Genomic DNA, 14524 nt, shown 5'->3' on the forward strand with positions numbered 1-14524 from the left:
CTACGCGAGGCGGGTAATCTCCACGGAAACAGACAGCCCCGAACCGCCGCCGCCAGACAAAATGCCTTTCAGCGGCGGTACATCCCGGTAATCCCGCCCCCTGGCCACTGTCACGTGGTAATCGCCTGCAGGCTTATGGTTGGTGGGATCCCAGCTGCGCCATTCACCGTCCCACCACTCCAGCCACGCGTGGGACTGCCCGGCAACCGTTTCGCCGATATCAGCGGACGAGCGGGGATGGATGTAGCCCGAAACGTAGCGGGCAGGAATGCCCCGGCTGCGCAACGCGCCGATAGCCAAGTGGGCAAGGTCCTGGCAGACGCCCTGGCGTTGGTTCCACGCCTGTTCGGCATTCGTCGTGACACCTGTGGTGCCCTTCATGTACGTCATCTCGCCGGCCATCCACGAAAAGACCGCCAGCGCGGCCTCGTGAGGGTTCTTACCCTGAACCACGCCTGGAATAATGCCCAGGACTTCCTCGCCGGGACCGCTCAGGCGGGACTGGGGCAACCAATCGCTGAATTCGTCCTGGATCTTTCCGGACGCGATGACGTCCCAGCCCACGATGTCATCCTCGGTTGCCACACGCTCGGTCCGGTGCACTTCCACGGTGGCCGTCGCAAGGACCTCAAGGCTCTCATGCGGCATCTGCATGTCGAAGGCAGTGACCCGGGTCCCCCAGTAGTCGCGGTAGGTGCTGACAGAAGCCTGATTGGGCGAAACCTTCAACGAGGATTCCAGGACCACCTGCTGGCCGTCCGTCAGCGGAGTCATGCGCGCCTCGTTGTAGGACAACGTCACGCGCCGGTTGTATTTGTAGGCCGTCTTGTGGACGATATTCAGCCTGGTCATGAAACTTCTCCCACCCAGGCGTGCTCATCAGCCTGATTGAAATACTTACGGGAAATCGCGTCCGAAGCCTGGGTCACGGCTTTCTGCACACGTTCCATATGCTCGGGCAATTCGGACATCAGGTCATCCGTCCGATGGAATTCAAGGAACGTTCTGGCCTGCCCAACGATGCGACGGGCATCGTTGATAAAGCCGACCCGCTGCGCGGAAGGATCCAGCTTCGCCAGGCACTCGTCGGCGTCACGGAGCGCGTAGACGATCGAGCGCGGGAACAGCCGGTCCAGAAGCAGGAACTCAGCTGCGTGCTGGTCGCCAAATGCCGCCCTCCGGGTCCGGATGAAGGACTCGTAGGCGCCAGCGCACCGCAACATGTTGACCCACGACATTCCGGCGGACTGGACGTCGCGCGTGGAAAGCATGCGGGCAGTCATATCGGCACGCTCAAGGGAGCGCCCGAGCACCATGAACAGCCAGCTCTCGTCGTGGCTAACGGTGGTGTCCGCCAGCCCACGCACCATGGCGGTCCGTTCCAGGACCCAATTGCAGAAACGGTAGGTTCCCACGACGTCCTTGCGATGCTGGTTGAGGCCGTAATACGTGGTGTTAAGGCTTTCCCAGAGCGACTGCGAGACGGTCTCCCGCGCCCTGCGAGCATTCTCGCGGGCAGCACCAAGCGAGCCTGCGATGGACGATGCGCTTTGCTTGTCATAGGCAAGGGCATGCAACAACTCGGGCAGTCCGAAATCTTCGCTTTGTGGTTTTGCACCCATGACGGCGAGGAGTTCCCTGGCCACACTGCGTTGTTCCTCCAAGGGCAAGTGGTTCAGGCGCTCCAGGTGCACATCCAGAATCCTGGCAGTGCCGTCGGCCCGCTCTACATAGCGTCCGATCCAGAAAAGTGACTCGGCAATACGGCTCAGCATGGAACTGTGCCTCCTTCGCGTGGTGCTTGTCGAAGTTCAGAGGTTGATGAAATAAGGGTTCCTTTGAGGCTTGGGGCCCTGTTCACTGCTGCTGCTCCGTTTGGCGGTCGCGCCAGTTGCTTTCCACAGGCCATACAGAAACCTGTTCGCGGACGGTCACCGACTGGCGCGGAATGATCTCAGCCGGCATTTGCGGCGAATTGGCCAACACCCAGGTGTCCTTGGAACCGCCGCCTTGGCTGGAATTCACAATCAGGGAACCTTCCTTCAGCGCCACCCGGGTCAGGCCGCCGGGCAGGACCCAGACGTCGTCGCCGTCGTTGACCGCAAAGGGACGCAGGTCCACGTGCCGGGGGCCGAATTTGTCTCCGGACAGCGTGGGCACCGTGGAGAGTTGAAGGACGGGCTGGGCGATCCAGCCACGGGGATCAGCAATCACGCGCTTCCGCAAAGCATCAAGCTCATCCTTGGAGGCGTCAGGACCGATAACCAGGCCCTTGCCGCCTGAACCGTCGACCGGCTTGACCACCAGCTCCTCCAAGCGGTCCAGAACATGTTCCCTGGCTTCCTTTTCCTCGAGCCGGAAAGTGTCGACGTTGGCGATGATCGGCTCTTCGTGAAGGTAGTACCGGATCAGGTCAGGCACGTAACTGTACACGAGCTTGTCATCGGCTACGCCGTTGCCCACGGCGTTGGCGATGGTCACGCCGCCAGCACGGGCAGCGTTGACCAGGCCTGGGCAACCAAGCATGGAATCCGAACGGAACTGCAGGGGGTCCAGGAAGTCGTCGTCGATGCGCTTATAGATGACATCCACGCGCTGTTCGCCCGCGGTGGTCCGCATGTACACACGGTTGCCGCGGCAGATCAGGTCCCGCCCTTCCACCAACTCCACGCCCATGAGTCCGGCAAGGAGGGTGTGCTCAAAATACGCGCTGTTAAAGACCCCGGGGGTGAGGACCACAACCGTGGGGTCGTCGACGCCGGCTGGTGCGGTCTTGCGCAGTGCCGAGAGGAGCCTGCGGGGGTACTCCTCTACCGGCCGAATGTGTTGCTGGCCGAAGGCCTCGGGCAGGCCCTTGGCCATGGCGCGGCGGTTCTCCAGTACGTAGCTCACTCCGGAGGGCACGCGGACGTTGTCCTCGAGGACCCGGAAGGTGCCGGCGGCATCACGGACGACGTCGATACCGGACACGTGGACGCGCACGCCACCGGAAGGTTCGAAGCCATGAACCTCACGGTGGAAGTGGGCGCTTGTGGTAACGAGTTGCCGGGGAATAACGCCGTCGGTAACCACGGCCATCCGGCCATAGACATCGTTGAGGAACGCTTCAAGCGCCTTGACCCGCTGTGCCACGCCGCGTTCAAGGACGTCCCACTCGTCCGCCGGGACCACGCGCGGGACGATGTCCAGCGGGAACGGCCGCTCCTCCCCCGCGTAGTCGAATGTCACGCCGCGGTCCAGGAACGTGCGCGCCATGGAATCGGCACGTGCGGTGACATCGGCCAGGGAGAGCTCGCGCAGTGCACCGGCAACCTGACCGTAGGATTTTCTGGCGACGTGGCCTGGTGCAAACATCTCGTCATAGGCGCCACTGCGCGCAGCGGCCTCGGAATAATCCTGGAATAGGTCAGACATGGGAATTAGACAATCACCTTTTTGAGTCAAGCGCATTTCGCACTGATTGTGTCGTGGTTTCCGGGGACTCCCGGTTCGCCTTTCCGTGCCCCCATCCGGCAGGGTTGAGGCATGCCCTTCAACAGTCTTGCACCCCACCTGTCCCGGCTGGGGCCCGGGTTGGTCCTGAGCATTGCCGCAACGGGGGTCGCCTTCACCGTCCACGCGGTATTTCCCGCATTTGGGGTCATTCCCGTCATGACGCTCGCTGTTGCATTGGGCCTGCTCTCTGCAAATATACCGGGTACCGCAGTCTGGGCCGCGGGGCGCGCCAGGCCTGGCCTGGACTTCGCCGGGAAGCACCTCATGCGTGCCGGAATCGTCCTGCTCGGGCTCAAGGTGAGCATGGGCGACGTCCTTGGATTGAGCTGGTTGGCACTGCTCCTTATTGCGGCCGTGGTCTTACTGAGTTTCGCGGGGACCTACGGGCTCGCAAAAATCCTGCGCCTTCCGGACGAGGCTGCTCTCCTGATCGCCACGGGGTTCTCGATTTGTGGTGCGTCGGCCATCGGTGCCATGGCAGCGGTGAGGCGGGTCAAACACCAGGACACAGTACTTCCTGTGGCGCTCGTGACCTTGTGTGGAACTCTGGCGATTGGCGTGCTGCCCCTCCTCATGCACCCCCTGGGCCTGAACCCGGAACAATTCGGTGCGTGGACAGGTGCGTCGGTGCATGATGTCGGCCAAGTGGTTGCCACCGCCCAAACTGCCGGAACAGCGGCGCTGGCTGTCGCCGTCGTCGTGAAACTGACGCGCGTGGTCCTCTTGGCGCCCATCGCCGCGGCAGCAGGGCTGCACCAGCGGGTGATGCACGTACGGCGACGGGCGAACGGAATGCCAGGCCAATCAGGAAAGGACGACGGCGACGGCAGGTTTCCCCCGATTGTCCCTCTGTTCGTCCTCGGCTTCATCGCGATGGTGGGCGTCCGCACCCTGGGATGGGCGCCACCTGCAGCGCTGGAAGCGGCCGCTGGAGTACAGGACATCCTGCTCGCGACTGCCCTGTTTGGGCTCGGTTCCGCCGTGCGTGTCCGCACCCTGATCCACACCGGAGGCCGCGCCGTCGCGGTGGCATTGGGATCATGGCTGCTGATTGCAACGCTGGGCCTGGGTGCCGTATGGATCATGATTAGATAGCTGTGTGTCGAATCACAATCTCTCACGCGACGAAGCCGCAAGCCGTTCAGCCCTGATCACCACCCACAGCTACGACGTCACCCTCGATATCCGGAATGCGGCAGATCCCGCGGTCGCCGGCTATCCGAGCACCAGCACCATCAAGTTTTCAGCGGAACCCGGAACCGCCACGTTCCTTGATTTCATCAGTGGTGCCGTGAACAGCGTTGTGTTGAACGGGCAGTCCCTGGATGTGGATAAAGCGGTGGACCGCGACAGGATCATCCTGGAAGGCTTGCTGGCCGAGAATGTAGTAACGGTGTCAGGCACGGCCCTGTACGGCCGCTCCGGAGAGGGCATGCACCGTTTCGTAGATCCTGCCGATGGCCAGTGCTACCTCTACACCCAGTACGAACCGGCTGACAGCCGCCGCGTCTTCGCGAACTTTGAACAGCCCGACCTCAAAGCAGAATTCGCTTTCCATGTGATCGCTCCCGCAGCCTGGGAGGTAGCATCCAACGGCGCGGTGGCCTCTCGCACGCCTCTGGAGGATGACGCGGCGGCCCACCGCTGGGACTTCGCCGCCACCCACCGGATGTCCACGTACATCACCACCATCCTTGCCGGGCCCTACTACAAGGCGACTGACCACTGGGGAGCCACGCTCGACGACGGCACCCGCCTTGACGTACCGCTGGCCCTTTACTGCCGGGCGTCTTTGGCGGAGTCATTCGATGCCGATGAACTCTTCCGGTTGACAAAAAACGGGTTGGCGTTCTTCAACAAACTCTTCGACTATCCCTATCCGTGGGGCAAATACGATCAGGCGTTCGTGCCCGAATACAACCTCGGCGCGATGGAAAACCCAGGGCTGGTGACGTTCACCGAAAAGTACGTCTACGCTTCCCGGGCAACAGACGCCCAGTACCAGGCCCGCGCCAACACGCTGATGCATGAGATGGCGCACATGTGGTTTGGCGACCTCGTAACCATGACCTGGTGGGACGACCTCTGGCTCAAGGAATCGTTTGCCGACTACATGGGGACGCTCGGAGTGGATCGGGCCACCGACTGGGATACGGCATGGGTAAACTTCGCCAGCAAGCGCAAAGCCTGGGCCTATGTGCAGGACCAGTTGCCAACCACCCATCCCATCGTTGCCGATATTCCGGACCTCGAAGCGGCCAAACAGAACTTTGATGGAATCACTTATGCCAAAGGCGCCTCAGTTTTGAAGCAGCTGGTGGCCTACGTGGGTTTCGACGACTTTATTGCCGGTTCCCGCCAGTACTTCCGGGACCACGAGTTCGGTAATACGTCCCTGCAGGACCTTCTCCAAGCGCTCAGCTCCGCTTCCGGTCGGAACCTTGCCGGCTGGGCGCGTCAGTGGCTGCAGACATCGGGCATTTCCACGATCACAGCGGACATCGTGGACGACAACGGCACTATGGGCGCTGTAACCCTCCAGCAAGAGGCCATCGACCCCCTGACGGGTAAGCAGGAGTTGCGGCCTCACCGACTCCGTTTGGGCTTGTATGACTCCGATTCATCCGGGAGCCTCGTCCGGACAGAAAGTATCGAGCTGGACGTCTCCGGCCCCAGCACGCTGGTGGCAGCACTGGCGGGGAAGCCCCGGCCCGCCCTGCTGCTGGTCAACGATGACGATCTTAGCTACGCCAAGGTCCGCCTGGATGCCGTTTCCGAGCGCACTATCCGTCATTCCCTTGGCACACTCCAGGATCCCATGGCGCGGGCGCTGTGCTGGACCGCCCTTTGGGATTCGGCTCGCGACGGCGTGACGCCAGCGGTACGGTACGTCGCCGCCGTCGAACGATTCGCTCCCACCGAAAGCGGCATCGGCGTCCTCCTCAACGTGCTGGGCAACGCCGCCACCGCCGTTGAACGGTATGTCCCCGCCGTCATGCGGGAAAGCGTCCGCAAGGATTTCCTTGCAGTGACCGCCGCGCAGCTGCAAGCCGCGGCCCCTGGATCCGACCAGCAGCTTGCGTGGGCACGAACCCTGGCTGATGTGTCCAGGCACGGTGACAGCGAGCTCGCCCTGGTACGCGGCATCCTGGATGGCAGCACGATCATCGACGGCCTGGCCGTGGACGCCGAGCTGCGATGGAGTTTCTGGCAAGCGCTGGCCGCCCAGGGGAAAGCGACACAGCGCGACCTGGACGCTGAACTTGAGGCGGACAAGACAGCCTCCGGCCGGGAGGGCCACGCGGTGGCCTCAGCGGCCCGCCCCGACGCCTCGGTGAAGGCTGCGGCGTGGGACGCGGCCGTCAACACTACCGGGCTGTCCAACGAGATCCTTAGTGCAACAATCACCGGCTTCGCAATTGCCCCCGGGCACCTCCTGCTGCCATACATCGAGCCCTACTTTGAATGCCTGGAACGTGTCTGGGCCGAACGTAGTATCGAGATCGCAGGCAGGATTGTCAGGGGCCTCTACCCCGGCGCCCAGGACTTGGCGGCCGGCACGGAGCCCACCATGCATCCGGTGCTTCTGGGAACCGACCAGTGGCTGCATGACCACAACGACGCACCGCGGGCCCTGCGCCGCATCATCATCGAACAGCGCAGCCACTTGCTGCGGGCGCTGACTGCGCAGGCGGCCGGGTAGGGAAGCCTGCCTTTAAGGAACCCTGTTGAGCCAGTCCTCGGTGCCGAACTTCGTTTCCACCCGCTTCCTGGCCTCCGAAAGTTCGTGGTCTGTGAGGCGGGACTCAACAGCTCCGTACCGTTCCGTAAACACTTCCTGCATGGCCTGAATGATGGCGGCGCGGGCCAGGCCTGTTTGACGGCGCAACGGATCCACGCGCTTCTTGGCGCTCCGCGTGCCTTTGTCTGAAAGCTTTTCCTTACCGATGCGCAGGACGTCCACCATCTTGTCGGCGTCAATGTCGTAACTCATGGTCACGTGGTGCAGCATGCCTCCATTGGCGAGACGCTTTTGGGCCGCGCCCCCGATCTTGCCTTGGTCAGTGGCAATGTCATTGAGGGGAACATAGAAGGCCATAATGCCAAGCTTCTCGAGCGCTGCCATGACCCATGCATCAAGGAAGGCGTAGGAATCCGCGAAACTAATGCCGTCCACCAACGTTTGTGGTACGTAAAGGGAATAGGTGATGCAGTTGCCGGCCTCCATGAACATGGCCCCGCCACCACTGATACGGCGGACTACGGTGATGCCGTGCCTGGACACACCCGCCGGATCGACTTCGTTGCGGACGGACTGGAAGCTTCCGATGACAACTGAGGGTTCTTCCCAGTCCCAGAAGCGCAGGGTGGGATTCCGGCTGCCTGACCCCACCGCTTCGGTAAGTACTTCGTCAAGTGCCACGTTGACGTGTGTGGGCAGGACCGAGGGCGGGATCACTTCCCATTGGTGGTCCGGCCAGCCTGTCGCTTTGGACAGCGCACGGCGGACGGTCACGGCAACCGCCTCTGCAGAGAATCCAAACAGTACGGACTCTTGGGGCAACCCGGCTGATACAGCCGCAGCGATGTCCGCTGCAGGCGTGCTGGAAGGCAGTCCTGTCAGCGCTGCATTGATGTCCTGCAGGGCTTCATCGGGCTCCAGGAAGAAGTCACCACTCAGTGAAACGTTGGCCAGGCGACCATCCCGGACATCCAGGTCCACCACCACCAGTTTGCCGCCGGGAACCTTATACTCCCCGTGAAGGCGCGTGCCGTCGTCGTTAATCTCGGTAATGTCGTTAAGGCGTTTTTCGGGTGCGGGCTGGGACGTCATGCGTTCCATCTTGCCGGAAAACGAAAAAGCCCGCATTGCCGGAAATTCCAGCGATGCGGGCCTTCGAAAAGCCTTGGGGTGAAGTGGTTACTTCGAGCCGCCGAAGCCCTTGAAGCGAGCGTTGAAGCGCTCGACGCGGCCAGCGGAGTCCATGATGCGCTGCTTGCCCGTGTAGAACGGGTGGGACTCCGAAGAGATTTCGACGTCGATAACCGGGTAGGTGTTTCCGTCTTCCCATTCGATGGTCTTCGAGGAAGACACAGTCGACTTGGTCAGGAACTTCGTGCCGGAAGCCAGGTCGTTGAAAACAACAGCTTCGTACTTCGGGTGGATATCAGACTTCATAATGGGACCTTTTGTTCACGCAACTGGATTTTGCCAGCTGCCAGGTATGAATGGAGGTGGTCCGACCTGCTGCCATGTAGAAATTTCAGCGGCCGGGCCAACAATCAATAATAGCCGAAACCAGCGCGGCGCACGAACCAGGCTCACTGCCGCGGACGAAGCTCCCAGAACGCCACCGCCGAGGCGGATGCGACGTTAAGCGAATCGACGCCGGCGCGCATTGGAATCTTGACCGCGAGGTCGACGACGGCTAGCGTCTCTTCGCTCATGCCCGCACCTTCCGTACCCAACACCAGGGCGAGTTTGGGTATATTGCGGGCTGCAAGTTCCTCAAGGTCCACAGCGTTATCAGTCAATTCCATGGCGGCAACTGTGAAGCCTTGCTCCTTGAGCCTTGCAAGATCGCCAGGCCAGCTTTCAAGGCGCGCCCACGGAACCTGGAAGACCGTCCCCATGCTGACCCGCACGCTCCGGCGATACAGCGGGTCCCCGCAGCGTGGCGATACGAGAACGGCGTCCACGCCCAGGGCGGCAGCTGAACGGAAAATAGCGCCGACGTTGGTGTGATCCACGATGTCTTCGAGGACGGCAACCCGCTGGGCACCGGCCAGCAGATGCGTGAGCGGCAGGGGTGCCGGACGATGCATGGCTGCCATCGCTCCGCGGTGCAGGTGAAATCCCGTGATTTCTTCCAGCAGCTTGGCTTTGCCGATGAAGACCGGAACGTCGGGATAGGCCTGGAAAACGTCGTCGAGGTCTTCCAGCCACTTCTCCGCGAGGAAGAAGGAACGTGGCTGATGACCTGCTGCCAGTGCGCGGCGAAGGACCCTGGAAGATTCGGCGATATACATGCCTTCTTCAGGCTCGCGGAGCTTGCGGAGGTGCACATCGGTCAGCGTGGTGTAATCACTCACGCGGGGATCATCGGCGGACTCTAGGTAGTGGAACGTCACCGGGTGATTATTTCAGCAGATTGGCGACCATGAAGCCAAGGGCAACAATGCCAAGCGTAAAGATGACCGCCCTCAAGACGCGCGGGGAAAGCCTGCGGCCAACCTTGGATCCCACCAGGCCACCGATGGTTGAACTCACGGCAATAAGCAGGACCACCAGCCAGTTAATCCGATCGAAGGCAAAGATCAGGTAGGACACAGCCGCAACCATGTTGACGCCAAGCACCAGGATGTTCTTCATGGCGTTGGCATTCTGCATTGTCCCCGTGAGGAACACGCCCAGTATTCCTACAAGCAAAATACCTTGGGCCGCTACGAAGTAGCCGCCGTAAACGCCTGCCAGGTAAACCAGGACCACCAGGAGGATGCCATGGCTCCGGTCCCTGAGGGCATGCTCCGGGTTCTGCTCACGGTTTCGCACCGACGCCTGGAGCCGGGGCTGGAACACCACCATCAGCAGCGCCACCACCAGCAGGACCGGGGCCACGTAGTGGAAGACTTTGTCCGGCAGATGAAGCAGCAGCCAAGCCCCCGTGATACCGCCCAGCAGTGAGGCCGGAAGCAGCTTCATCAACTGCCTGCCGCGGCCCGCGAGTTCGCGACGATATCCCCACGCTCCGGCGGCAGTGCCGGCAACCAGGCCCATGGCATTGCTCATCGAGGCAACCACCGGAGTCACGCCCAGCGCGATGAGCACAGGAAAAGTCACGAGGGTGCCGGAGCCGACCACCGCATTGATGGTGCCGGCCCACAAGCCCGCGAAAAAGACCAGGATGCTGCTAAGAATCTCCACAGTCGACTACCGGCCTGCCTAGCGGCGGGCAGTTGCCGTGTAGCGGCCGGCGTTTTCCGTGACGTCCAGGGCCAGGCCGAAGGTGTTGCTCAGGTGCTTATCTGTGAGGACATCCTTGATGGCACCAGCAGCCACTACTCCACCTTCGCGCAGCAGCATGGCGTGAGTGAAGCCCGGGGGAACTTCTTCCAGGTGGTGCGTTACCAGGACCATCGCCGGAGCTGCCTCGTCCTTGGCCAGTTCACCGAGTTTATGCACGAGTTCTTCTCGCCCCCCAAGGTCCAGACCGGCGGCCGGTTCGTCCAGCAGCAGGAGTTCGGGGTCGGTCATGAGTGCACGCGCAATCTGCACCCGCTTCCGCTCTCCTTCAGACAGAGTGGCAAACGTACGGTTGAGCAACGGGCCCATCCCCCAGTCATTAAGGAGGCCGAACGCGCGCCGTTCGTCATCGCGCTCGTATCCTTCGCGCCAGCGGCCCGTGACGCCGTAAGCCGCGGTCACCACGACGTTGAGGACGTTTTCCTGTTCCGGAATCTGGGTAGCGAGGGCTGCCGAGGAAAGGCCGATCCGGGGGCGCAGTTCAAAGACGTCGACGCGGCCCAGGGTTTCGTCAAGGATTCCGGCCCTCCCGCTGGACGGGTGCATCCGTGCTGCAGCAATCTGCAGAAGTGTCGTTTTGCCAGCGCCGTTAGGGCCAAGAATGACCCAGCGTTCGCCCTCGTTGACCTGCCAGTCGACCTTGTCCAGCAGGGTCTTCTTGCCTCGGACAACGCTGACGGAAGCCAATTCCAGAACATCACTCATAGCAGTAGACACTAGGACAAAAATGCAGATGACTGATAACCCGTCACGCCCGCTGGTTTATCAGGGGAAACGAATTCGGGTGAACGTAGCACGCTCAGTAGGATTGAGGCCATGACTTCGAACTTGGCTGCGGTCAGCTATGGCGTGAATTTGTCCCCTGAATCGCTTGATAACGTGCGCAAAGTGTTGGCTGATGCCGGCGTCGCAGTGTCATCGGAATCACAATCCGGGGACCACCGCTTTGGTGTTCACACCGCCGGTCTCGCGGTTGATGCAATCACGCCCACAGACCTGGCAGCTATCCGGCGTCAGGTGGCTGAGGCGGCGAACGCCGGAGTAGATACTGCGATCGTTCCGGAGTCCCTTCGCCAGGCCTCGAGGAAACTCTTGATCATGGATGTGGATTCCACACTGATCCAGCAGGAAGTCATTGAGTTGCTTGCCGCATACGCCGGCAAGCGCGACGAAGTTGCAGCTGTCACCGAAGCAGCCATGCGTGGGGAGCTGGATTTCGCGCAGAGCCTGTACGCCCGCGTTGAGGTCCTTGCTGGACTACCCGCCGCCGTCGTCGATTCTGTGCGCGAGGAAGTCCGGCTCAGCCTCGGTGCGGCAGAACTTGTGGCCGCGTTCAAGGCAGCAGGCCACGTAGTGGCTGTCGTTTCCGGCGGTTTCAACCAGATCCTGGGGCCCATTGCCGAGGAACTTGGCCTGGACTATTGGATCGCCAACGAGCTTGAAATCATCGATGGCGCTTTGACGGGCAGGGTGCTTGGCGACGTAATTGATCGCGCGGCGAAGGAAAAGTACCTCCGTGAGTGGGCAGCTGCTGAGGGGATCGACCTAAAGAACACCATCGCAGTGGGAGACGGCGCCAACGACCTCGACATGCTTGGGGCGGCCGGAATTGGCGTCGCTTTTAATGCCAAACCCGCGGTCCGCGCTGTGGCAGACGCTGTGATCAACATGCCGTACCTTGATGCTGTGCGGCACATCGCCAACGTCTGAAGCACCAGGCCAACAGTGTGGGGAAGAACCTTGGTGGCGTCCTTCCCCACTGCCCAGGGTATTTAGCTGTTGGCGCTCTTCCTGCGGCTGCGGAGAAACAGCAGGCCGGCACCAACCACCAAGAGAGCGCCAGCTGCATAGAGCAGACCGGTTCCCACTCCACCGGTCAACGGCAGCTCAAACCCGCTGTTGGACGGCATGTTCTTCACGCTAAGGTCGATGCCGACAGTTGTGGTGGCGGAGTTGATCAGGAAGGACACAGGCTCAGCGAGCAGTTCGTACCCTGCCGGAGCAGCGTTCTCCACCAGGTAGTACGTGCGGTAGTCCGCGTCGCCAGGTGCAACAGCTGCCCCGTTGGCCCAGTCCGAGTAGCGCAGGCCCGAAATGCTCAAAGTTCCATCACCGGCAACGGTGAAGACACTCTGGCCGTCAATATCCACGGGGTTGGTGCCTGCCTTGGCATCAACCTCATTGGTGTAGACCGAGAAAGAAGCCCCGGCCAGGGCGGCAGCGTTCTCGTCCACCTTCTGCAACGTCATCCCGCCCCATTTGGTCACGACAGGCGGCGTCACTACGGGCCCGCCGGGCTGGCCGGGGGTGATGTTGAAGCTCGCAGCGTTCGGGTAGGCAAGTGCGACGTTTTCAATCTCACCTATGGTGTTGACCTTGGTGCTCACAACGATCTGCACACGGGTTTCGGTGCGGGAGGCCAGGAAGGCACGCCCGTCATCGGTGAAGACCACCGAGACGGTGTTGGTTGTGGCATCGAAGCTCACAACGTACTCGGTTCCTTCAGCAAGTTCAGTACCGTCTTCCAGCCTGGCGGTCGCACCGACGTAGGTGAGTTTGGCGTCGAGCTGATCCACCACCTTGTAACCGTCAATCACAGCCTCGTTCGGGATATCAGCCGTGATTGTCCAATCGACTTGGTCGCCGAGCTTGACGTCGGGAGCATCAGTGACGATCTTCTCCGCACCGGAAACAGAGTTTTTCGGGTACACGTCAACGTCGTAGATCCAGTTGTCATGGTTGTCCGGATCGGTTATCGGCACCGAGATAAGGAACGGAGCCGATGGGGTGACGCCGGCAGGATAGTTCGTCTCGGTCACTAGATACAGGCCTATGGGCAAGGTGGCGAAGATAGCAGTGCCATCGGCAGCAGTGACCTGCGCCTGGCTGGCACCCAGCGTGTATCCAGCGGCAGTGATGGAACCGGACGGGTCGGACGTAGAAAAGACAAAGCTTAGGTTGTGTGCCGCGTCCCAGCCAGCATTGGTGGATAGATCAATGGTATTGACCTGCTGGATCGTGAACTCAATACCAGGCAAGGGCGCCAGGCCTGTTGTATCAGGAACGGCACGGGAAAAGTTATTGCCACCGTTGTGGCCTCCCCCGTTTCCGCCGCCGCCGTTGTTCCCGCCGCCGCCGTTGTTCGGCTTCTCGTACTTGTGAACAGTGATGGAACCGGTTTGGCCACCATCGATCACCGGGGTTGCCGAGGCCGGCGTGACGGACAGCAACACAGTCAGCACCGCTCCTGCCAGGGCGGCAGCGGCTGCTCGCCAAGGTCGTGAAGCGCGTTGGTTGATCACGTTTATCCCTTCGATTGATGGGGCCCTGAACACATGCCCAAGGATCTCCACCATCGGAGTAGTGCTCCCACACGGTTTGTGTCGCGGATTCCAAAACGAGCATTGTCGCAACACAATTCAGGTTGTCCGGACACTCAGCAGAAGTAGTCATGACGCCGCAGGACAGTCCAGGCGACCTCGACCACGGCAAGAAGGAAACAGCGAACCCACGGTCACCCTGAAATAGGGCCAACGTCGGTTTGCCCATCCGAAGGAGAAGCGTTGCTGGAGCATGAAACTCTCTGCAGGTCTGTTGTTCCAGCAGATCCTGACGGCGTCTTAGGGAGGCACTTCGCAGCCTGGTGCGCCCGGTTCAAGATCTTCCCAACCGATTCGGGCTTCACCACGGAAACTGGCCATGCCGTCCACCCCGCGCACGGAATAATCGAGGCCGACGGAACCGTGTGGCTGTCTGCCTTGGCATCCTTTGACGAATCCGGAATCCGTGGCCAGGTGGAGAACCATCCAGGTTTCCGGGAGATGCTCGCCACCGTATCGGCAGCGCCGGACAGGGCACCTGATGGGATAGCCCTGCTCATCGGACAAACGCCCTATCAAGTGATCTTCCAAAACACGACCGAGGCCGGAGGAGACCACATAATTAACGTCGCCTTCGTTAATCGGGCACCGCGCCAGCGAAACGGTTCCTGAAACTCCGGATCAT

At 61.3% G+C, this 14524-nt stretch carries 13 protein-coding genes; 4 read left to right on the plus strand and 9 right to left on the minus strand.

The genetic code is table 11. The features are described from left to right. The 3 genes from ACZ5G6_RS13015 to ACZ5G6_RS13025 form a co-directional block, all read right to left on the minus strand. Complete coding sequence (locus ACZ5G6_RS13015; RefSeq protein WP_498685888.1) at window positions 1-852, minus strand: transglutaminase family protein; 852 nt, start codon at window positions 850-852, stop codon at window positions 1-3. Beyond that, window positions 849-1775 carry an alpha-E domain-containing protein gene (locus tag ACZ5G6_RS13020; RefSeq protein ID WP_144648266.1) on the minus strand — a complete coding sequence of 309 codons (927 nt, stop codon included), beginning with the start codon at window positions 1773-1775 and terminating at the stop codon, window positions 849-851. The genes ACZ5G6_RS13015 and ACZ5G6_RS13020 overlap by 4 nt, the downstream gene beginning before the upstream one ends. An 82-nt stretch (window positions 1776-1857) precedes the next feature. Continuing rightward, window positions 1858-3414 carry a circularly permuted type 2 ATP-grasp protein gene (locus tag ACZ5G6_RS13025; RefSeq protein WP_498685889.1) on the minus strand — a complete coding sequence of 519 codons (1557 nt, stop codon included), beginning with the start codon at window positions 3412-3414 and terminating at the stop codon, window positions 1858-1860. Window positions 3415-3525: 111 nt separating this feature from the next. Between ACZ5G6_RS13025 and ACZ5G6_RS13030 the strand changes: the two genes are divergently transcribed. After that, window positions 3526-4590 (plus strand): YeiH family protein, encoded by a 1065-nt coding sequence (locus ACZ5G6_RS13030; protein WP_498685890.1) that lies wholly within the window; start codon window positions 3526-3528, stop codon window positions 4588-4590. A 4-nt stretch (window positions 4591-4594) separates the two neighbouring features. Further along, complete coding sequence (gene pepN / locus ACZ5G6_RS13035) at window positions 4595-7198, plus strand: aminopeptidase N (protein ID WP_498685891.1); 2604 nt, start codon at window positions 4595-4597, stop codon at window positions 7196-7198. Between the two features lie 12 nt (window positions 7199-7210). On the opposite strand, the gene lplAB is transcribed toward pepN, so the two are convergent. From lplAB to ACZ5G6_RS13060, 5 genes are all read right to left on the minus strand, one after another. Continuing rightward, window positions 7211-8329, minus strand: coding sequence for a lipoate-protein ligase LplAB (gene lplAB, locus ACZ5G6_RS13040; RefSeq protein WP_498685892.1), 1119 nt, complete (start codon window positions 8327-8329; stop codon window positions 7211-7213). An 87-nt stretch (window positions 8330-8416) separates the two neighbouring features. Next, window positions 8417-8674, minus strand: coding sequence for a type B 50S ribosomal protein L31 (locus ACZ5G6_RS13045; protein WP_223932840.1), 258 nt, complete (start codon window positions 8672-8674; stop codon window positions 8417-8419). Window positions 8675-8817: 143 nt separating this feature from the next. Further along, a complete protein-coding gene (locus ACZ5G6_RS13050) occupies window positions 8818-9627 on the minus strand; it encodes a TrmH family RNA methyltransferase (RefSeq protein WP_498685893.1) in 810 nt (269 codons plus the stop codon). Window positions 9628-9634: 7 nt separating this feature from the next. Beyond that, complete coding sequence (locus ACZ5G6_RS13055) at window positions 9635-10420, minus strand: sulfite exporter TauE/SafE family protein (protein ID WP_223932842.1); 786 nt, start codon at window positions 10418-10420, stop codon at window positions 9635-9637. 18 nt (window positions 10421-10438) lie between these two features. Further along, window positions 10439-11224, minus strand: a complete 786-nt coding sequence (locus ACZ5G6_RS13060) for an ABC transporter ATP-binding protein (RefSeq protein WP_498685894.1) — start codon at window positions 11222-11224, stop codon at window positions 10439-10441. Between the two features lie 111 nt (window positions 11225-11335). Here ACZ5G6_RS13060 and serB point away from each other — a divergent pair, with 111 nt between their 5' ends. Next, the gene (gene serB, locus ACZ5G6_RS13065) at window positions 11336-12229 is read left to right on the plus strand and encodes a phosphoserine phosphatase SerB (RefSeq protein WP_223932844.1); all 894 of its coding nucleotides are present in this window, start codon (window positions 11336-11338) and stop codon (window positions 12227-12229) included. A 62-nt stretch (window positions 12230-12291) separates the two neighbouring features. Here serB and ACZ5G6_RS13070 read toward each other — a convergent pair whose 3' ends face one another. Next, window positions 12292-13821: a SpaH/EbpB family LPXTG-anchored major pilin gene (locus tag ACZ5G6_RS13070; RefSeq protein ID WP_498685895.1), complete on the minus strand. Its 1530-nt coding sequence runs from the start codon at window positions 13819-13821 to the stop codon at window positions 12292-12294. Window positions 13822-14082: 261 nt separating this feature from the next. On the opposite strand from ACZ5G6_RS13070, the gene ACZ5G6_RS13075 reads away from it, so the two are divergent. After that, on the plus strand, window positions 14083-14511 hold the full coding sequence (locus tag ACZ5G6_RS13075; protein ID WP_498685896.1) for a hypothetical protein: 429 nt from the start codon (window positions 14083-14085) through the stop codon (window positions 14509-14511). Window positions 14512-14524: the final 13 nt, after the last annotated feature.

The organism is Arthrobacter sp. TmtSoilC51 (assembly GCF_055388015.1).

Excerpts from the sequence above, each read along its gene's own strand:
- ACZ5G6_RS13015 (WP_498685888.1), bottom strand. The coding sequence starts at position 852 with ATGACCAGGCTGAATATCGTCCACAAGACGGCCTACAAATACAACCGG.
- ACZ5G6_RS13020 (WP_144648266.1), bottom strand. The coding sequence starts at position 1,775 with ATGCTGAGCCGTATTGCCGAGTCACTTTTCTGGATCGGACGCTATGTA.
- ACZ5G6_RS13025 (WP_498685889.1), bottom strand. The coding sequence starts at position 3,414 with ATGTCTGACCTATTCCAGGATTATTCCGAGGCCGCTGCGCGCAGTGGC.
- ACZ5G6_RS13030 (WP_498685890.1), top strand. The coding sequence starts at position 3,526 with ATGCCCTTCAACAGTCTTGCACCCCACCTGTCCCGGCTGGGGCCCGGG.
- lplAB (WP_498685892.1), bottom strand. The coding sequence starts at position 8,329 with ATGACGTCCCAGCCCGCACCCGAAAAACGCCTTAACGACATTACCGAG.
- ACZ5G6_RS13045 (WP_223932840.1), bottom strand. The coding sequence starts at position 8,674 with ATGAAGTCTGATATCCACCCGAAGTACGAAGCTGTTGTTTTCAACGAC.
- ACZ5G6_RS13060 (WP_498685894.1), bottom strand. The coding sequence starts at position 11,224 with ATGAGTGATGTTCTGGAATTGGCTTCCGTCAGCGTTGTCCGAGGCAAG.
- serB (WP_223932844.1), top strand. The coding sequence starts at position 11,336 with ATGACTTCGAACTTGGCTGCGGTCAGCTATGGCGTGAATTTGTCCCCT.